Here is a 19,979-nt window from a genome sequence, read left to right as displayed (position 1 = left end):
GGCAAGCGGGACCTCTGGATTTCATTTAACAGATTGAATCGTTGGCCTTCGGATTTTTCAGACCGAACAGCGGCCGGATAAACAAGGCTAGATAGGTGCCAAGCATCGCCATGACAGCCCATACCCAGCCGTGGAGACTAAAGGAAGCAATCCCCCCGAAGTAGGCTCCAATATTGCAGCCAAATGCCAGCCGGGCACCATAGCCCATCAACAGTCCGCCAATGATCGCTGCACCGGCAACACCTGGCTTCATTCTTTTAGGCTTGAAAGTACCCTGCAGTGCTGCAGATATGAAGGCCCCCAGCATGATGCCAAAGTTCATGACACTTGTGGAATCCGCAAGCACTGTATTTGTTAATGCTGCTCCATTTGTCCCTGAGAAGTAACCCCAGGCGGAAACGTCGACACCCGCAGCCATTAATGCTTTTCCGCCCCACAGAGCGAAAGCTGAAGTGATTCCCCATGGATTCCCACGGATCGTCAAAGTCAGAGCATTCAGGAGGGCAAGAACAATGGCGGCAGCAAATAGCGGCCACGCTCCGCGGAACAGCTTCTTCCACCCTGATATCGTAGGGAGGGGCTTCATCATCGGCGGGTTTTTCCTTTTGGCAACTTTGACGGTAATCCAGTAAATGAGGCCAAAAAGAACGAGCTGTACGGCCCATGCCCCAAAGTAGCCCAATCCCGTTGATTCGGCAAGAGAGATTGGCGGAAGTGCTGGAGTATCCTCCATCCAGAACGTAAAATGGTAGGCACCAAGCACTGAGCCGGCAATAAAGGAAAGCAACGTAAGAATCATGGATGAAGATCCGCCGCCCAGGGAGTATAGAGTCCCTGATGCACATCCGTTGCCAAGCTGCATCCCGATTCCAAAAAGGAATGCACCAAAAATGACACTTACTCCAACAGGAGAAACGTATCCCTCGGGCTCCACCCCAGTAAAACTAAAATCATTTGACAAAATAACAGCAAATAAAGTGGAGGCGACTGCGAGCATCAGCATGTGGGCCTGAAGTCCCTGAACATTTCCGACGGATACAAGCCGCCTGAATGCAGATGTAAAGCCGAAGCGTGCATGCAGCAAAGTCATTCCCAGCCCTATGCCAATCAGAAACAATGTGCCTTGAGTCCAATTGGTCTTAACAACAATTGCGATATATAAAATGATGGCAGCAAGTGCTCCCAACACAACTAGAGGTTTTTGGACAGGATTTAATTCTGTTACCACTGTGGTTGATTTTCGATCCCAGCTATTCTGGGCAGCCATTGCAGGTTGAGCCAATCTATTCACCTTCTATTCATATAATATTAGTAGGAATTGAACGTTACTATACTACCTTACTCCCAACCCTTTGTAAACGAATGTGCACATGGCAATATATCCCTTGCCCTTTTACAAAATATTTATACATTTTTATACTCCCTTAATAAAACAACATTATTAAATTAATAATCTTTATTTAAGATGGACATGTTAATACATATTCTTACATGGGGGAGAACAAATTGAATACAGTGAGTAAAAGAATAGCAGGAATAACGCTGGCCGGCGCGGTAGCGATCTCTTCGCTAGGTTTTGCGGCGAATGGCGAAAAAGCGGAGGCAAAGAGGAAAAAAGAAGAACCGACGAATGTCATCATGATGGTCATGGATGGAACAAGTGCGGGCGCTACAACTCTTTCAAGATGGTATAAAGGCGACAATCTTGCTCTTGATGAAATGGTAGCCGGCGGTGTCAAAACCCATTCTGCAGAATCAGCCATCACGGATTCCGCCCCTGCAGCGACTGCCCTTGCTACTGGAAATAAATCGAATGACAAATTTGTAGGCATTTTGCCGGCTGTTGTTAATACGCCAGGTTTAAAATCTGTTTCTGCTAAAGATGCCCTGCGTCCCGTTGCGAATGTGCTCGAAGGGGCGAAGCAAAAGGGCAAGGCGACAGGAATTATTTCCACATCTGAAATCCAGCATGCCACACCGGCCGGTTTCTCGGCTCATGCTACACACCGGAGCAATTACGGCGATATCGCCGAGCAGCAGGTCTATCAAAATATGGATGTTGTCTTAGGCGGCGGCAAGGAATCACTGTCCCCAGGGACTTCAAAAAATGCCAGGAAAGATGGAGAAAACTTGATTGAGGTTCTGGAAGACAATCGTTATGACATTGTCGAGAGCCGCAATGAACTTCTACGGACAAAATCCAATAAAATCTGGGGATCATTTGCACCAAGCGCATTGGCTTATGATTTCGACAGGAAGGCAACCAAGCCAGAGCAGCCTACGCTGGCCGAAATGACGAAAAAGGCAATAACTACTTTGAATAAGGATAAGGATGGATTCTTCCTGTTCGTAGAAGGAAGCAAAGTGGACTGGGCTGCCCATGCCAATGACCCTGTCGGAATGATCAGCGATGTATTGAGTTTTGATGATGCCGTCAAGGAAGCCCTTGATTTTGCCAAGAAGGATGGAAACACCATGGTGATTGCCGTAAGTGACCATGGAAACAGCGGGATTACAATGGGGAATCTGAACACGAACTCCAACTACCCTGAAATTCCGGTTTCCACTTATATCGATCCACTGAAAAAAGCCCAGCTGACCATTGAAGGAGCGCTTAGCCACCTGAAGGCGGACAGATCGAATCTTGATGAGGTGGCCAAGCTTTATGGTCTGGATGATCTGACAGCAGAAGAGCGCCAAAAGCTTCTTGCTTCCAGGAATGTTGGCTCCGATATGTCCAAGATGCTGGCTGAGCGTGCCAATCTCGGCTTCACAACAGGCGGCCATACGGGTGAAGATGTGTTCCTTTATTCGTACGGGCCACAAAGACCTACAGGCCTGGTAGAAAATACAGACCTTGCTAAAAAAATGGCCCAATTCATGGACTTTGATTTAAACAGGCTCACAAAAGAGCTGTATACGAACGGCCAGCAGGCATTGAAGAATAAAGGCTACAAAGCCACTATCGACTTAAGCGATGCCCAAAACCCAGTACTTGTTGCAGAAAAAGGCAACAGGACAATCGAATTCCCGGTAAACAAAAATATTGTCATTCAAAACGGCAAGGAAAAGAAAGTCAATACCATTCACGTTTACAATGGGAAAGACTTCTATATCTCCGAGGATGCTTTAAGGCTTGCAAAATAAACGTTCAAAGAAGGTGCCCCGTTAAAGGGCACCTTCTTCCTTTAATCTTAAACCCAAAGCCCCATTCCAGTCCATCGCCAATACGTAAAATAAAACAGGATCATGACAAACAGGTAAATGGGCATTAAAATCAAGCTTAGCCTCAATAAATCGCCGGCTTGATAATTGATTTCCTCTTCTTCAAAATAAACCAGCAAAGCTTTCGAGCTGACAGGAAAAGTCATACAATAGTTCATCCCCACCAGGCTTAAAAATACAACTGTGCCGGCATCCATTCCAAGTGTTTCACTCAAGAGCAATAAACTTGGGATCATGACCACCGCCCTCGTTGTATGTGAGGTGATGTACAGATGGGAGGTAACTCCCACCAGCAAGATGACCATCAGGACCAGCCATTCCGGAAAATTCCCAATCAGTTCCAATGACTGAAACAGTTTCCCGCTTCCCCAGTCGACTGCCCCGGTTCTTACCAGATTGGTTCCAAGGGCACTCGCGGCGGCGACAAACAAAATTAAACTCCAGGAAACGGATTTCACCCCATCTTTCCAGCTTACTATTTCCACTCCAGGAGCCATTAAAGCAGCTGCTCCCAGGATGGTTATGAAGGCAATGTCAAAACCATGGATACTTTCACTCATCCAAAGGATGACTAAACCGCCTATAATGTACAGGGCTTTTTTTTCATTCTTCGAATAGGGAGCGGGGGAATCGGCCTGTACGCTTGCCGGTTCTTTAAAAGCCTTCCAGCTTTGTGATTTTCCTTTTGTAAAATATCCCTTTATCACTGCGAACGCAATCATGCTCATGGCCAGCGCAAAGGGTGCCCCCCATAAAACCCACTTCAAGTAGGATATTCCCTCTCCTGTAGCTTCCTTTAATAGCTGAAGGCCAATTAAATGAGAGCCCGCCCCGATAAGCGACGCTGAAGTCGTCATTAATATCACTGAAGGGACAAGGACGGCAAGAGCCTGTTTCTGATTTTTCTCTTTCAGTCTCACCGACAGATTTTTTACAATCGGAAGCGTAAGCGCGGCCCTCCCGGAAGTCGACGGAATGAAGAAGGCAAGTGGCTGCAGCGCAAGCATGGTCCAGAAAAAAAGTTTATCTGGATTCTGTGCCCGGCGCAAAACCCCGGCAGACATTCTCCCAGCCAATCCAGACTGTTTCACACCTTCTCCCAGAACATAGGAACCGATCATCAGCCAAACCACTTCAGCTGATAGTGATTGATATAAAAGTTCCGGTTCCGCCCCCTTTAAAAGAATGGTGGCTGCCAGTGCACATATTGCCACATACCCTGCCGGCAATGTTGTCCCGATCCACATCGCCATCGAAAGAAGGAAAACAAGAAGAGCGATTTTCCCCTCATAAGCGAGACCCTCCGGAAGGAAAAAGATGGCACATGCGGCTAACGCACATCCAGCAGCAAAAAGCTGACGGCGGGAAACAGTCATTGTATGCTCCTGTTTTTTAGTCTGGACCTGCGAGTGGTACCGATCAACACGGCTGTATGGCATCATGCCAATTCCCTCTTGTAGATCCGCTCCGCGATTTGATAGCCGATCTTCATTTGCCGCAATGTTGTTTCCGCACAATCCGCTATCCATACTGCCGCCTTTTCCATTGCCACTTCCAGGGTTGCCGGTTTTTGAATGATGCTCATATACGCATCAATTCCGTTGGTATAATTAATATCTGCCCCTTTTCCAATCGTACCTGTCATAGCCACCACCGGGACACCCGACAGCTTTGCAATCCTGGCAACCTCAGCAGGGATTTTGCCATACGGGGTCTGATAGTCGAGACAGCCTTCTGCAGTCAGAACTACATCCGCATTCCGGATATGTTCTTCGATATTGATATATTTCATGATGATGTCATAGCGGGGATTCAGATGCGCTCCCGCAAATGCCGCCAACCCGGCGCCCAATCCGCCCGAGGCTCCGCTTCCCGGCATATCCCTCACATCCATGCCCGCTGCTTCCTGTATGAGATGCGCATATCGTTCGAAACTTGTTGCCAGCAGTTCCACATCCTCAGGACACGCGCCTTTTTGAGGACCGAATATATAGGCCGCCCCTTTAGTCCCGCACAAGGGTGTATGCCAGTTGCAGGCGGCATCAATCCTTACATGCTGGAGCCGCTGATCAAGGCGGGATAAATCCACCGAAGCAACTCGGCATAAATCTCCTCCTCCATTTACTTCAAGGGTTTGATGGTTTTGATCAAGAAACCGGACACCAAGTGCCTGAGCCATTCCCGCCCCGCCGTCGGATGTACCCGAATCGCCGCAGCCGATCAGGATTCGGTCTACATTCAAGTCCAATGCCGCTTTTATTAATTCGCCAATCCCATACGTTGTCGTCACAAGCGGGTTTCTGAGGTGGCGGGGAACCAGTTTCAAGCCTGCCACGGCAGCCATTTCAATTACAGCGGTTACAATTCCGTCCTCCTCATAGACACCAAAATGACTCATAATCTTCTTCCCGACTGGACCTGTAGCTATTGTTTGGACAAGCCTGCCCTTTTTTATCTCTACAATCGTTTTAGCAAACCCCTCTCCACCGTCAATCATTGGAATGATGACAGTATCTGCATTCGGGTCAACCCGCCTGATGCCTTTATCCATTGCCAGGGCTACATCCTCCGCACCAAGACATTCTTTAAAACCTGATGGAATCAACACAATCTTCATTATTTTTCCTCCTTTGGAATTTTGGTTTTTTACTAAGTTAATAGGATCATACCGCCCGAAAAAGAAAATCTTCTTATAGCCAAATGATAAATTGATGAGAAAAGGGAGAGAGTTTAAGGTGGGGGGGCAATCAGGAGGTGACAGGTGGAACTGAGGTACTTGAAAAGAGAAAGGTTAAGCCGTAGAGGTCTGCGCTCCTGGCCGAAAAAAAGAAGTGGTCATATATAAAGGGGCTGCGTGACAATACACGGCTAAACCTTACCTCTAGCGAAGGAAAACATAAAAATAGCTGCCGGGATTCCCGGCAGCCTCATAGATTCATAGTTTATTAGTTTTCTGCCCTTTTAAAAGGCCACCAGTTAGCCTGGCCAAAGTTTTTCACCATGACCGGCACAAACAATGGAAGCATGATCATCGCGTACAAAAACAGTCCGACAAGAACAATTGAAGCGATTTGCAGCAGTGACAGCATTCCGGAAGGCATCATGGCAGCAAACGTTCCTCCAAGGATAACGGCTGCAGAGATGATGACTGTACCCATTTTTTTCATTGCCAGCAGCATGGCATCGCTGACTGATAGATTTTTATATTCATTGAAACGGTCCATCAGGAATATGCTGTAGTCGACGCCGAGGGCGACAAGAATGACAAATGCAAAGAATGGGACCGCCCAGCTGATGCCGGTATAGCCGAGAATATTCACGAACAATGCCTCATTTATCGCCATTGAAGTATAGTAGGTTAAAATCAGGGATCCAATGAGGTAGACAGGCATGATGATGGACCGGAATAAAAACACCAGGATAATCGAGATACCTGCAAGCATCAGCACGACCGTACGTGAATAATCATTGGATGACATCGTATTTAAGTCCGCATTGGTGCTAGTAATCCCGCCAATGGCAACATCGGCGTTTTCAAGCTTTGTTCCTTTGACAGCCCTGTCGACGGCAGCCTCGATTTCATCCACTTGAGCCATGGCTTCATTTGAGTATGGATTGGCTTCAAGGATGATGTCCAGGGTCATCACTTTGCGGTCTTCGGACATATAAGCATCAAGCGCCTGCTCGAAATCCTTGCTTTCCAGTACTTCCTGCGGAAGATAGAAGCTATCGTCTGCGGCAGACTCTGACAAACCAGACAGATATTCCTGCGCTGAACCAAGACCTTCTGAAACCTGGTCCAGCCCATCTGCACTTTCCGTTAGTCCGTCGGTCAATTGTGTCAGCTGGCCGCCGAGCTGGCCGAAGCCGTCAAGAAGCTGCTGCTGGCCGCTGCTGATTCCGCTTAGCCCGTCTGTAAGCTTCGGCAGATTGCTGATAATTTGTCCCTGACCATCAGCCAGCTGGTTCAATCCTTTTTGCTGCTCTTCAATTCCATCAATCAACTGCTGCAATCCTGAAGCCAGATCTCCCTGGCCTCCAACAGCTTTCTCGAAACCTGTATTGGCCGTGGCCATTCCGCCGTTAATTTGCGAAAGACCTGCATTTAACTCATTTAACGCTGCTGAAACCTTAGGAAGCTCCTGCTGCAGCGTTTGAACGCCGCCCTTAATTCCCTGATAGGCTTCTTCCTCTGCCAGACCAGCATACTTGCCTTCTAAATAGAGGAAGTGTTCATTCTGGATTTGGGCGATGCCAGCGGACATCTGCTCAAGGCCCGCGCCAGTCTGCTGATAGCCTGTATTGAGCTGTGACAGAGTGCCCTGCATGGTTTTATAGCCGGCAAGAAGTTCCTTATGCCCCGCCAGCAATTCCTCAGCACCAGCTTTTGATTGTGCCAGACCTGCTTTGATTTGATCCGAGCCCGCAGAGCCCTGGCGAATTCCTGATTCTATTTTAGCAAGGTTGGTTTGAATTTCGGACAAACCAGATTTGATTCCGTCTGTTCCGGTAATCAATTCATTGATTCCATCTACTGCCCCGTTCAATTCAGGCTCTGATTTGGCCAGCTCGCTGCCAGCCTCATGTAGCCCGTCACTGATTTGATTGAGTCCGTCCTTCCCTTCACCAAGACCTGATTCAAGCGTCTCTGCCTGTTTGGAGACGTAAAGATCCTCCACTGGCTCGCCTGTTGGCCTTGTGACAGATCTGACTTTGTCAACCAGATCAACCTTTTCAAGTTCCTGGCTGATTTTTTCCGCCAGACTGATGTATTCCGCGGTATCCATTTTATCATCGTTCTTGAGGACGACCTGCGTTGGCATGGATTCACCAGGGCCAAAGCTGCCGGCAATGGCATTGAAGGCCTTGATGGAGGAGACATCCCCCGAAATTTCTTCCAGAGAATTATACGACAGCTCCCCGTCGTAGGTGACCAAAAACGGGACACACACAGCGGCCACAATCAGCAGGGAAAGGAGCGGGCGTGCAAGGGAAAATCTCCCCACAGCCCCCCACAGCTTGCTTTCCCCATGTTCTGCAGTGCTTTTGGATGGCCAGAACAACTTTGGCCCCAACACAGCCATGAAGAAAGGCACAAGGGTAAACAAAGCGATAATCAGCAAGGCAACCCCAATGGCTACAGCCGCTGCCGACTGATAGAGAATGAATTGGGAGAAACCAATTGCAGCAAAGCCGATCATTACGGCCAAACCGCTGAAAAATACAGTGCGTCCTGCATTCTTGTACGTTGAGACAATCGCTTCAGGCACACTTTCTGTATGTGCCAGTTCCTCTTTAAAACGGCTTAACAGAAGGATACAGTAGTCTGTTCCAATCCCGAATAACACCGCAACGAGGAAGATTTGCGTGTAATTGGAAAGCGGGAAATCAAACTTGTCGACGAGCATGGCGACAATGGACTGTGAAACCAGATAGCTGAATCCAACTGTTACCAATGGGATGATTGGTGCAATGACAGACCGGAAAACCAGCAGGAGTACACCCAGGATGAAAACAACCGTGATTCCTTCTGTTTTCTTTAGCCCTTCCTCGGAGCTCTTCATCAAATCGTCATTGATCATCCAGTTGCTTGTATAGTAGTGGTCTACTTTGGCATCATCAATGGTTTTATATAATGCATCGCTCAGTTCCTCTGCTTCCTGGCCTTCCTTCCAATTGATCGAAATAGAAGCTAGAATGGCCTTTCCGTCTTCAGATACCAGCTGATCTTTAAGATTCTCCTCATTAAAATGAGTCAGAATTTCAGTGATTCCCAGTTCATCTTTATTTTTCTCCAGAGAACGGATCGCTTTTTCCGCTTCTTTTATCTCTGTTTGGGTGAGCTTTTTTTCATTATGGAAAACAAGTGCGACCGAGGTTCCATCTCCACCGCCTTCCTGATTCTGCACCTCTTCCATGATTTTAGAAGCCATCGTTGAGGAGTATTCATCCGGAACGGAAACCTGACCTTTTTCACGAACAAGGTCAGCCATGTTTGGAGCAGCAAAGAACAGCCCTGCTGCGACCACAATCCAGGCAACGAGCACAAACCATTTACTTTTAATTATTCCTTGCAAAGTTTATTCCCCCTGTTAATTTTTGCTCTTTATGAGAATCTCGTTTAGTTTTTCGTAGGTCTTGATAAATTGTTCGATTTCTTCCTGATCAAAGCTCGTGATAAACGACTTCACAAGCCTGGTGATCCGTTCTTCTGTTTTTAAATAGAGCTCCTTGCCCTTGTCTGTCAGCGTCAGATAAACGACACGGCGGTCATTCTCGTCGCGGGTGCGCTGAATGAGACCCTTTTCCCACATTCGATTAATGATGGCTGTAATGGCGCTTTTTTTCACCTCGAATACCTCGGCAAGTTCGGAAGAGGTACAGGAGCCGGCACGGTGCATGTACCTTAATGTATAGTGCTGGTCATTGGTCAGATCCCCATCATTGCCAATTTGTTCTTTTATCAATGCCTCCGCTTTCTTCGTCACTGAGAAGGACACACTGATATAACGGTCCACCAATTCAGCAATATGTTTTTCACGCATATGTAAAATCACCTCACTTACGATGGTTTTATTTATAAACTGTTCAACTGTTTAACTATTAACGAATATAACTATAGTCCCCTTCATCTCTGTTGTCAAGAATCGTTTTATATATAAAAAATGGACTCACCTTTAAAGGCAAGTCCTTTGTCATTCCACTAAAAGAAGGTCTTGATAACATCACTTTGCTCGTTGCACTCTGTACATAAAAACTCTATTTCCAGTGCATCTTCCCTTACAACATGAAGGGTTTCTTTATTGCAATGCTCACAAAACTTCATTTCCTCCACTTTCTTTGCCATATGACCACTCCTAATGCTGTTTATGTTTGGTTTAACCAACATCCGCTGAATTAAAACATCATCGAGGAGGAATCAAGCAATAAGCAATAATTGGAACTTGCCTTTTCACCTGCAAGCATGGTATATTTATTGAGCGATGAGCTGAATTGGATAAGTCGACCGACACTCCTTTTGGAAATGCACGATGTGGCGTGCAGTCAGTCGCCCCAATACGCAAGGACGCCTTTCGGGGCGTCCTTTTTATTTTACCGCGATACATAGAGATTTCATCATTCAAGGTATGAATCAGGGGGTTTCTGTTCAAGCTTCTAAGGTGCACGACAGGGACATATAAAAGGAGTGTTATCGATGAAGCATCAGGCAACACCTTATCTTACCTTCGATGGACAGGCAAAAGAAGCGCTGGACTATTATAAAAATGTGTTTGGAGCAGAAATTGTCAATGTCCAGACCTACGGCGAGGCGGATTACCCAACTCCTCCCGGTGCGGATGAGCTTGTTATGTATGCTCAATTCAAAAAAGGGGATTTTACCGTCATGCTCTCTGATGGATTTCCTGGCCAGCCAGTGACCATTGGAAGCAATATTTCCCTGGCGCTGGAATTGGAAAACGATGATGAAATTGACAGTTTATACAAAAAGCTGACCGAAAAAGGCACACCGGTCATGGAGCTTCAGGATACCTTCTGGGGAGCCAGATTTGCAAAGGTCAAGGATCCTTACGGAGTAATCTGGGATCTTAATTATCAAAAAGATTAACATTCACCCTGCAGGTTATTGCCTGCAGTTTTTTTAGGGAGAAGACGCCTGTTTATTTGGCGTCTTTTCTTGTCTCTTTTTTTACAAGAGGCGGCATCTCTAAATAGGTCAGCCCCCGCCAGATCCATTCGAACGGCCCAAACTGAAAATAACGCAGCCATAGGGAACTGAACGCGAGCTGAATACCATAAATGACTGCACATACATAGAGGGTCTCCATATAAGTAATCTGTCCAAATACATCAAGCATTGCCCCAATGATCAAAATCAGTGCCGTCTGCAGCAGATAATTCGTCAAGGCCATTCTCCCATAGGCTTTTAAAGGAGTTAAAATCCTTTGAATAACCGGGATATTTAAAAGTAGAATCAGCATCCCAACATAAAAAGCCGAAACTGCGGGGCCAATCATGATTCCAATATGATAAAAAGTGTAATTCTCAAAAGAAGCCTGCTGATATTGATAGACAAGTCCAATGACCGACAAAACACCCATCATTCCGGTAAAAAAAGCAACCTGCTTCTTTTTACTGGCTAAATCTTCAAACAGCTGATACTGCCCTGCTGTCAAACCCAGTAAAATCAAGGGAATCGGCAGCAGCGGTTTGATCGCAAGGACACTTAGCCCTATTAACAAGGTTAAGCCGACCATCAGGTTCGTTTCTTTTTTCACCTTGTAAAAAGGAAGTACCAGCAAACCGCAAACCGCATAGACTGTCAGCGCCTCTCCAGGCTGAAAGCTGAAATGAATGAGACCCATAAGAAACATGACAAGAATTCTTCGTAAAAATAACACGGTGCTATTTTTTCTCCGTGAATTTGCTCTTGTGATAAAAAGATAAAAGCTTACTCCAAACAAAAAAGAAAAGATTGTATAAAAGCGCCCCTCTACAAATAGATAAAGAAATTTCCAGTAAGAGGCATCTGCGGTCAGCGAGACGGTAATCTGAACTGAAAGCAGAGGAAGGATGTTCACCAGGAGGATCCCAAGGAGGGCAAATCCCCTCAAATAGTCCAGTGTATGTATCCTGTTGGCGGTCTTAATGGAGTTCAACGGAATCCCCCCCTGTTATATGAATAAAATGATGGACATTTACGGAAAATAGAACAAAATGGCTAACTTGAATGGTTAGGGGGCAAAATCATGAGTGAAAAGCAGCTGTACGGCGAAATCTATCATTATAAAGAGCAATTGTCCGAGGCGACCACTCGTTTTTGGAATCAGTATTCCGGACCTGATACATGGTATTTTTGGTTTAACCTTGCTGCCATCCTGCTGCCGCTCCTGTACCTGTACTTTAAAGTCGATAAACGCAGGCTGTTCGAGATCTCCTTTTATGGCTACACAGCCCATGTTTTATGGTCCAATGCCGACTATATTCTATCTTCCTGTAATTTCCTTGCCCACCCGCACAGCCTCCTGCAGGCTGTTCCAGGCGGGATTTCCGTGACAGCGGTGATTTTCCCGGTCACCTTTATGCTGCTTTATCAGTATTGTACCAATAAAAGCAAGAATTTCTATCTTTATGGAATTGGCGCCTCCATTATCTTTGCCTACGGATTCGGCTATGTCTCAAAGGAGCTGGGACTGTTAAAAATGCATAATGGCATGAATCTCACTTTTTTATTCCTGATTGATATTGCAGTTGCCTTTATTTCATTGTGGGCGACCAGGCTGTTTCTTAAAATCAAATCAAAAAAGCAGGGAGAATAAAAGGAACCCGGTATATGTACTGCAGGTGGCGTTTTAACGGCCAGCGAGAGGTTAATGCGAAAATATCCGCATGCTGACCATCTAGCATCTTAAATTTGGGTACTTCTTTATAAAAGCGACGCTTAGACGCCTTTTTCATTAACCATAAATCGGTCCCTCCGCTTTAACATCGATCATCCGACTTTATCGATCGATTATTGAAATTTATCGATACATTTTTCCGCTTTATGCATCGATTATATGGGTTTATTGAAAAGTCGGTGTCCAATCGGTGACAAACACCTACTCCATTCCTTAAACAACAGTATTAGCAAAGAAAAAAAACACATTGCACTCATGACGAGTAATGTGTTTTAAATTATTATGAAAGTGCCTCATTCGCTGCTTTCTTTTCACCGAAAACAATGTTTCCATTGCTTATGGTAAGCAGCACCTTTCCACGGAATGTCCTGCCCACATACGGGCTATATTTATGCCTGTATCGGAGGTCGCTTTCCTTTAAGGTAAAGGACTGCTTTAAGTCAATGATTGCAAGATCAGCATCTTTTCCGATGGATATGCTCCCTTTTGTTTTGTCGAGGCCAAATCTCTTCGCAGGATTCACACAGGCTGTCTTTATAATTTTCTCAAGGGGTACGCCTCTTTTCCAGTAGCCTTCCTCAAGAAGCACATTTAAAGTTGACTGTGCCCCTGAAATTCCTCCCCAGGCTTCAAAGATGCCTTTTCCTTTTTTAAAATGGAGCGGCGATGGGGAATGGTCGGAGCCGATAATATCAACCTCTCCTAATTTCACCAAATTCCAGAGGGATTCTACATGCTCCTGATCCCTTAGGGGCGGGGCACATTTTGCAATCGGACCCAATTCTTCAAAGTCGCTCACCGTAAGGGAAAGGTAATGCGGACAGGTCTCTACAGTCACATCAATGCCCCGCTTCTTTGCATCGGAAATCAAGGAGACAACCTCGCAGGAGCTCGCGTGAACGATATGCAGCCTGCACTTTGCTGCATCGGCATAGGCAAGGATTCTGCTGACTGCTTCCATTTCAGATAGAACTGGCCTTGAATCGCAGTAGTCCCGGACATTAAGCCGGCCATTCTGTTTCATGTGGTCGGACAGCTGCTGGGTAATCAAATTACTTTCAGCATGGACCGCTAAAATGGATCCCATCCGGGCTATTTGCTGCATGCCCTGAAAAAGCGTCACATCTTCTGAATAACCAAAATCCTCAATCCCGCTGTTAGACATAAAAGCTTTAAAACCAATTACCCCTCTTTTATGCAACTCTTCAAGTTCATCCAGATTTTCCGGCACCATGCCTCCCCAAAGCCTGTAATCAATGATCGACTTCCTGTCAGCGGCATTTTTTTTCAGATCAAAGGCAGCAGGCGTCGTGGTCGGCGGCGTACTGTTTAAAGGCATGTCAAAAAAAGTCGTAACCCCGCCCGCTGCCAGGCTTTGGCTGCCGGTTTCAAGACCTTCCCATTCCCCTCTTCCCGGCTCATTAAAATGAACGTGCGTATCAATTAATCCGGGCAGGATGTGGAGCCCCTCGGCGTTGATTTCTTCAGCTGCAGTTCCTACAATCCCATCGGCAATTTCAGCAATCGTTCTATCTCTTATGCCGATATCACTCTTTCTAATTCCATCTTCACTTACAATCAAGCCATTCCTTATGATCTTATCGTAACCGCTCATACTCCCCACCCTTTAAATGATTTATGTACATAGCCTTAAGATTAGAATTATTCTAATTTCAGAATAACACTAAGGTGTGGAGATAATCAACAGTACTATCTTAATTTTCTGAATAAAACTAACAACAAAAAAGCATTGCTCACCGTTTAAAAGTAGGCAATGCTTGATTAGTATGAATGCTCATATCCCCTGCTGTTCACAATACTCATCCACAAGCCGCTCAATTTGATCCAGCTCAGGGAATTTTCCAGAGAAAGAAAAGGTTATTTCTTCAATAAAATCTCCATTCTTATAAACATGAATGGCACCATTTTGGTTAATGACACTGTATTCAGGCTCAAACCGGAACCCATTCCTTTCGACAGCACCCACAAGATCACTCCCACGAAAAATTTAACCACTGAATTATTATCTCTCAATTACCCCTCAAATATTTGCCATCGGATATAGTAATGCTTTTCATGCAGGAAGAGCAAGTTCTAGTTCCTAAAAAGCTCCTTGTTTTTAATATACAGAGATTTAAATAGTTCATATCGCTCCTTGTAGATTTTTCCGTTATTTTCATTAGGCTCTATTTCCCTGTCACTAGGCTTTACCATTACCTTTACTGCCTCTTCTATAGATTTAAAAGCATTTGTACCGACTGCTGCCATAATGGCCGCTCCCATACAGGCATGTTCTTTCGTCAAAGTAGTTGAAATCCTTTTTTGAAAAACGTCTGCTACAATTTGCATCCATAAATCACTCTGGATAAAACCGCCAGAAGCGATGACCCGTTCGACAGGTACATTTAAATGGTTAAAAATCTCCAACGAATCACGCAGTGAGAAAGCAACACCTTCCATCACGGCTCTTACCATGTGGTAGCGGTTATGTTTCAATTGAAGGCCAAAAAACATCCCTTTAGCGTCAGGGTCCAAATGGGGTGTTCGATCTCCATTTAAATATGGCAGGTACACTAGCCTGTCACTCCCCACCGGAATTTTTCCGGCCTCTGCGTTTAGCTCTGCCATATTTTCTTCAAATAAGATATTTTCCATCAGCCATTTTAGAGAAAGGCCTGCACTTAAATTTGCTCCAAGGATATACCAGTTATTAACATGGCAAAAGGTGTTTGTACGAAATAGCCTGTCATATACAGGTTCATTGACAGGGGTAAAGAGCTGCCCGCCGGTACCAATCGTACAGGAAATGGTCCCCGGGGAAAGGATGCCATTCCCGATTGCCTGCATGGGCTGGTCTCCTCCGCCGTACACGACAGGAACCCCAGGAGTTAATCCAGTTTCATCAGCTGCAGATTGTGTTACGTATCCCGCGACCTCATATGGCTCATGACATTCGGGAAAAATAGCTGTATCAATGCCTAATCTCTTTGATAATTCCTCAGCCCATTTCTTTTTTTCGGTGTCAAATACTAATGTTGCGCAAGCATCTGTGGAGTCTGTACCAATCACACCCGTTAATCTGTATCGTATATAGTCTTTAGGCAGAACCACTTTATCTATTTTTTCATAATGAAAAGGTTCATTTACTTTTATCCACATTAATGATGGAAGCAAAAAACCGGGAGAGAGGGTATTGAGTGTTTGCCTGCCCAGTTCATCCTTATGGACTATATTATATATGGAAGAAATTTGCTCCTGGCTTCTTTGGTCACACCAAATAATGGCTGGTCTTATTACTTGATGATCTTTATCTAGTGCCACTAAGCCATGCATTTGGCCGGAGAATCCAATACCAGTGATTTCTCCCCTACTTCCTTCTAGTTTTTGAAGGCAATACCGGATGGTCTTTTTGGCGGCTAACCACCATTCTTCGGGATTTTGTTCTGCCATATTTTTCGCTGGACTGTTTATTCTATATGGTTCACTCCTTGAAGCCCACACCGTTCCAGCTTGGTCAATCAGGCATGTTTTTACGCTAGAAGTTCCTAAATCTATTCCAAGCAAATAATTCAATAGAGTGCATCCTTTCCGGATTTAAATTTCTCAACATATTTCCTTCTTTTTAAAAGAAAAAGGAGGCTGCCGGCCATCCGGCAGCTCCATCTTAACATTCTGTGTTTCATGCTATAATCTCCTGCATGAGAGAAAAAGAATTCTCCATTCATCCCTTACTTTTTTGCTTTTATTTCCTTATACTTTACATGATTCATGACTGCTGTGGAGTCCCAGACATTCAAGCCCATAAACCCTTGTGTAAATGATGGGTCCCTTGCATCGATAACCAGCCTGCCATCCAAATAGGCTCTGATGCTTTCACCTGCTGCTGTGACTTTGAGGTGATAGCTTGTGTTCGGTATCAGGTTCAAATTCCCCTCATTATTATAGGACTTTACAACATACCCCTTCCCATCCACAAATTTGATGAGCTTAACAACGTCATTTTTTACATCAATATTTACAGCATAGGCATTCTTAGCAGAAGCATCTGAGCGGAAAACCAAGGCACCTGCACCAATTGGATTCTGTACGGTATCCCGCTCAGGATCGTTTGGATGTGAATCACTGTCCAAGACTTTAATATCAGCTTCATACTTAAAATCTTTCCCGATCTGATTGGTCAGGATGAAGGCATCCCCATCACTTTGCCCCTGTTTTCCATTGATCGTATTTGCCCATTTGCCATTAATAGGAGTCCAGTTGGATAAATTTGATTTAAAGGGGCTTTTATCCCTCCATATGCTCTTCAAAGGGTATATTTCCAGCGACTTTAGTGTAACTTCCCCACCCTTGCTGTAAATGTTTAATCCATTACTTGAAGGATCGGGGAAGATTTGATCGGTAATAACAGTTTCACCGTTGTTTCCAAAAACCTCTACCGCAGAGCGGTCTACGAAAATATGCATTTTCACGGTTCCATTTGAACTATTTAATGGCCCCTGGTGTTTATCTATTACATTGCTTCCATAATCAAAACTGTCGGAATGGCTCCGGTCGACAAACAATTTCTTATTGCCTACATCATAACCGATGGTTGTAGATTCTCTGTCCCCTTTGCGCACCTCAAAGCCAAACTCAGTTGCTTTTGTGCCATTGGCATCAAACTCGGCGATCATTTCAAATGTATCACCTGACAGTTGAGAAAGAAGGGAGCTGTCTCCGGATATGATTTCATTTGTGTATGACGTTTTTTTATTCATCTCCCGGATGCTATTTAAAGGTACAGGAGTTTGTTTTAACCTCAAGCCTTCATCGGTCTGTGTCAGCTCCATCTTCCTTGGCAGAGTATTAGAGCTTCTCCAGGTTGACGTCGGAGTATGATTGGCATATTGCCAATTGCTCATCCAGCCAAGCCAGTATTTTTCTCCGTTTTCTCCTTCAATACCATTCCAATCAACTGCAGCATAAAAATCAGCTCCATAGTCTGTCCATAATACTTGATCTGAAGGGTTATCGTTCTTAAACGTTTTTCCGTCAAAGTTCCCTACAAAATACTGCATCCCGGACCCGCCGGCAGGAGCTCCATCATTGATGCTTACCTGGAGCACCCATTTGGTTTTGGAAGGGTTGCCGTCAATGGGCAATTCAACTAGAGCGGGGCATTCCCAGATTCCGCCGATGCTGCCATTCGTAGAAGGGATCCACTCCCCGGAAACAGCATTCCAGTCTGTCAGGATGCCGTTTTGTTTTGCTTCACCTTTATCAGGCTCTTTTGCGACCTGGTCCACCTCGCTTGGCATTGGCCCTTGATTATAAACATTCACATCGTCAATATTTATATGGCCCCATCCGCCTGCAGCCTGATCCACAACTTTGATATATAACACTTCTCCAATAAATTCAGAAGCGTCCCAAACATATTTTTTATATTTTTCATCTGCAAATTTAGTGTTGGTTTGGCGGATCAATTCCTGGTCATCAGATGCTCTCACTAAAGAGACGTAGCGATTGCTCCCATTGCCGCCTCCAATCAGAAGGTTTATTTCCCCATTGCCATCAAGCTTAAAATAGGAGGAGCGCAGTTCACCTGTTGCATCGTCTCCCTGGTGGAGATCCGAAAACCCCCATAAATGCCGGCTTCCTTGATGTTCAAACGAACCACCCCAATATGAGGCTGTGTCTGTTACATGATCATCTGTAAAAGCATTCCCCTGAATGACTTTCCATCCAGTTAAATCGCCTGCTTCGAAGTCGTGGTTGATGATTTCTTTGTCGTCCGTGATGATGACATTTTTAGATTGTACGTTTTGAAAAGTTGTGGAGGAGTTCCAAACATTCAATCCTAATTGGCCTTTGCTATAGCTGCCATCAACAATGTCATGTATTAGCTGATCATTAAGATACACTTTTATATTTTCGTCAATCGCACTTACTTTTAGGTTGTAAGCCTGTTCCGCCTCTATATTCATTTCCTTTTCGGCTAAAACAGAGATTTTTCCATTTTCCAGCTTCATCATTTTCATTGTGTTGTTTAAAGCATCTATATTCGCCATATAACCGTTTGCAGCCATGGGATCGGCTCGAAATACAAGGGCACCTGCACCGTTGCCACCTTTTGTTCCAGACACCTTAATACTTGCTTCATATATAAAATTATCTTTTATTTGCCCGCTGATGATAAACGCATCCTCTAAAGAAGACCCTGATTTTCCTTCCATACTGTCCGTCCAGGAACCGCTTACAACTTTCCATTTAGATAAATTGGTTTGGAAGCTGGTTGTATTCTGAAATTTCACATTCCGAAAGGCAGCGGTTGAATTCCAAGCAGTTAATCCATAAAAACCAGAATCGAATTCTGAATCTAGTTTTTCGATGATGGACTGGCCATTAACAAATACTTGAATATGTTCTCCTTTCGTTTCCACCTTTACATGATAGGCAGCTGAAGTATGAAGGGGGAAAGATTTCCTCGCCAACTCCTCATTTGTTCCATCTACATTTTTGCTTAACATAATCCTGTCATTTTTTGCATCCAGGCTTACAACATATCCATTTTTTGCGCTCTTGTCTGCCCGGAATACTAGGCCTCCCGAACCTTCACGTCCGTTCTTTTCATTAAGAGTGATTTCACCCTCATAGCTAAAGGAGCCTCCCGACTGCGAAGAAATGGCATAAGATGTCTGATCAAGACTGTTTGCCTGTATTCCTCCATCCTGGCCAAACTCACTTGCAAACTTCCATTCTTTTAAATTTGGCGAAGTGTAGAACATAATTTTATCCTTTGCCGCCAGGGACATGACCCACTGATTTGAATCTTCATGCCAAAAGACTTTAGGATCACGCCAGTCTGGGATAGGTGGATCAGGCATCACTGGGTTTCCCTTATATGTTTCCCATGTTCTCCCTTTATCAAGACTATACGCAATACTTTGAACCTGGTCTTTCTCTCCCGCATGGGTAAAGATGGCAATCATTGCTTCTTTTCCGAAACCAGCTGTATTGTCCCAGTCAATGACCGCACTTCCTGAAAAAATCTGGCCATTTTCATCAGGTGACAGCGCAATCGGCAAGTGTTCCCAGTGTATAAGATCTTCACTTACTGCATGGCCCCAGTGCATCGGTCCCCATGTTGTCCCATATGGGTGATACTGATAAAACAAATGGTATTCACCCTGATAGTAAACCATACCATTTGGATCGTTCATCCAATTAGCCTCTGGGGAGAAGTGGAACTGGTTGCGAAATGGCTCATTATAATAATCTTCGTTTGAAGCAAGAATCCCCTTTGACGGCAGCATAGCCATTAGAAAACAGATGACCAAAAAGCCCAGCTTTCGTTTTCGTTGCACAAACTCCACA

14 protein-coding genes and 1 pseudogene are annotated in these 19,979 nt (G+C 45.0%); 3 read left to right on the top strand and 12 right to left on the bottom strand.

From position 1 onward, the window contains the following. Nucleotides 1–25: 25 nt before the first annotated feature. The gene (locus tag EV146_RS06515; RefSeq protein ID WP_132003771.1) at nt 26–1,267 is read right to left on the bottom strand and encodes a YeeE/YedE family protein; all 1,242 of its coding nucleotides are present in this window, start codon (nt 1,265–1,267) and stop codon (nt 26–28) included. 239 nt (nt 1,268–1,506) lie between these two features. Here EV146_RS06515 and EV146_RS06510 point away from each other — a divergent pair, with 239 nt between their 5' ends. After that, nucleotides 1,507–3,147: an alkaline phosphatase gene (locus EV146_RS06510; RefSeq protein ID WP_258235859.1), complete on the top strand. Its 1,641-nt coding sequence runs from the start codon at nt 1,507–1,509 to the stop codon at nt 3,145–3,147. Nucleotides 3,148–3,194: 47 nt separating this feature from the next. Here EV146_RS06510 and EV146_RS06505 read toward each other — a convergent pair whose 3' ends face one another. From EV146_RS06505 to EV146_RS27440, 5 genes are all read right to left on the bottom strand, one after another. Beyond that, nucleotides 3,195–4,754 carry an SLC13 family permease gene (locus EV146_RS06505; RefSeq protein WP_132003550.1) on the bottom strand — a complete coding sequence of 520 codons (1,560 nt, stop codon included), beginning with the start codon at nt 4,752–4,754 and terminating at the stop codon, nt 3,195–3,197. Next, nucleotides 4,664–5,842: a glycerate kinase family protein gene (locus EV146_RS06500; protein ID WP_132003547.1), complete on the bottom strand. Its 1,179-nt coding sequence runs from the start codon at nt 5,840–5,842 to the stop codon at nt 4,664–4,666. Before EV146_RS06500 ends, EV146_RS06505 begins: the two co-directional genes overlap by 91 nt. A 328-nt stretch (nt 5,843–6,170) precedes the next feature. Then, nucleotides 6,171–9,302, bottom strand: a complete 3,132-nt coding sequence (locus tag EV146_RS06495) for an MMPL family transporter (protein ID WP_132003544.1) — start codon at nt 9,300–9,302, stop codon at nt 6,171–6,173. A gap of 15 nt (nt 9,303–9,317) precedes the next feature. After that, complete coding sequence (locus EV146_RS06490) at nt 9,318–9,770, bottom strand: MarR family winged helix-turn-helix transcriptional regulator (RefSeq protein WP_132003541.1); 453 nt, start codon at nt 9,768–9,770, stop codon at nt 9,318–9,320. Between the two features lie 158 nt (nt 9,771–9,928). Then, complete coding sequence (locus EV146_RS27440) at nt 9,929–10,072, bottom strand: hypothetical protein (protein ID WP_181215829.1); 144 nt, start codon at nt 10,070–10,072, stop codon at nt 9,929–9,931. A 348-nt stretch (nt 10,073–10,420) separates the two neighbouring features. On the opposite strand from EV146_RS27440, the gene EV146_RS06485 reads away from it, so the two are divergent. Beyond that, a complete protein-coding gene (locus tag EV146_RS06485; protein WP_121611098.1) occupies nt 10,421–10,831 on the top strand; it encodes a VOC family protein in 411 nt (136 codons plus the stop codon). Between the two features lie 52 nt (nt 10,832–10,883). Here the strand turns inward: EV146_RS06485 and EV146_RS06480 are convergent, their stop codons facing one another. Beyond that, nucleotides 10,884–11,882 (bottom strand): DUF418 domain-containing protein, encoded by a 999-nt coding sequence (locus tag EV146_RS06480; RefSeq protein WP_132003538.1) that lies wholly within the window; start codon nt 11,880–11,882, stop codon nt 10,884–10,886. Nucleotides 11,883–11,972: 90 nt separating this feature from the next. Between EV146_RS06480 and EV146_RS06475 the strand changes: the two genes are divergently transcribed. Continuing rightward, the gene (locus tag EV146_RS06475) at nt 11,973–12,542 is read left to right on the top strand and encodes a hypothetical protein (RefSeq protein WP_132003535.1); all 570 of its coding nucleotides are present in this window, start codon (nt 11,973–11,975) and stop codon (nt 12,540–12,542) included. 361 nt (nt 12,543–12,903) lie between these two features. Here the strand turns inward: EV146_RS06475 and EV146_RS06470 are convergent, their stop codons facing one another. The 5 genes and pseudogenes from EV146_RS06470 to EV146_RS28360 form a co-directional block, all read right to left on the bottom strand. After that, nucleotides 12,904–14,238: an allantoinase gene (locus EV146_RS06470; protein WP_132003532.1), complete on the bottom strand. Its 1,335-nt coding sequence runs from the start codon at nt 14,236–14,238 to the stop codon at nt 12,904–12,906. Nucleotides 14,239–14,418: 180 nt separating this feature from the next. Then, nucleotides 14,419–14,610: a YbxH family protein gene (locus EV146_RS06465; protein ID WP_132003529.1), complete on the bottom strand. Its 192-nt coding sequence runs from the start codon at nt 14,608–14,610 to the stop codon at nt 14,419–14,421. A 107-nt stretch (nt 14,611–14,717) separates the two neighbouring features. Next, nucleotides 14,718–16,196, bottom strand: coding sequence for a xylulokinase (gene xylB, locus EV146_RS06460; RefSeq protein WP_132003526.1), 1,479 nt, complete (start codon nt 16,194–16,196; stop codon nt 14,718–14,720). Nucleotides 16,197–16,351: 155 nt separating this feature from the next. Next, the gene (locus EV146_RS06455; protein ID WP_373566054.1) at nt 16,352–18,916 is read right to left on the bottom strand and encodes a glycoside hydrolase family 32 protein; all 2,565 of its coding nucleotides are present in this window, start codon (nt 18,914–18,916) and stop codon (nt 16,352–16,354) included. A 3-nt stretch (nt 18,917–18,919) separates the two neighbouring features. Then, nucleotides 18,920–19,924 (bottom strand): annotated as a pseudogene (locus tag EV146_RS28360) (glycoside hydrolase family 32 protein); the annotation flags it as partial. Nucleotides 19,925–19,979: the final 55 nt, after the last annotated feature.

It is taken from the genome of Mesobacillus foraminis (assembly GCF_004340465.1).
In the GTDB taxonomy this organism is placed as follows: Bacteria; Bacillota; Bacilli; order Bacillales; family Cytobacillaceae; genus Mesobacillus_B; species Mesobacillus_B foraminis.
Note: the sequence above shows the minus strand (reverse complement) of the source record. Positions and strands in the feature narration are given on the sequence as shown.

Coding starts and splice junctions, on each gene's coding strand:
- EV146_RS06515 (WP_132003771.1), bottom strand. CDS start 1,267: ATGGCTGCCCAGAATAGCTGGGATCGAAAATCAACCACAGTGGTAACA.
- EV146_RS06505 (WP_132003550.1), bottom strand. CDS start 4,754: ATGGATAGCGGATTGTGCGGAAACAACATTGCGGCAAATGAAGATCGG.
- EV146_RS06500 (WP_132003547.1), bottom strand. CDS start 5,842: ATGAAGATTGTGTTGATTCCATCAGGTTTTAAAGAATGTCTTGGTGCG.
- EV146_RS06490 (WP_132003541.1), bottom strand. CDS start 9,770: ATGCGTGAAAAACATATTGCTGAATTGGTGGACCGTTATATCAGTGTG.
- EV146_RS27440 (WP_181215829.1), bottom strand. CDS start 10,072: ATGGCAAAGAAAGTGGAGGAAATGAAGTTTTGTGAGCATTGCAATAAA.
- EV146_RS06485 (WP_121611098.1), top strand. CDS start 10,421: ATGAAGCATCAGGCAACACCTTATCTTACCTTCGATGGACAGGCAAAA.
- EV146_RS06475 (WP_132003535.1), top strand. CDS start 11,973: ATGAGTGAAAAGCAGCTGTACGGCGAAATCTATCATTATAAAGAGCAA.
- EV146_RS06470 (WP_132003532.1), bottom strand. CDS start 14,238: ATGAGCGGTTACGATAAGATCATAAGGAATGGCTTGATTGTAAGTGAA.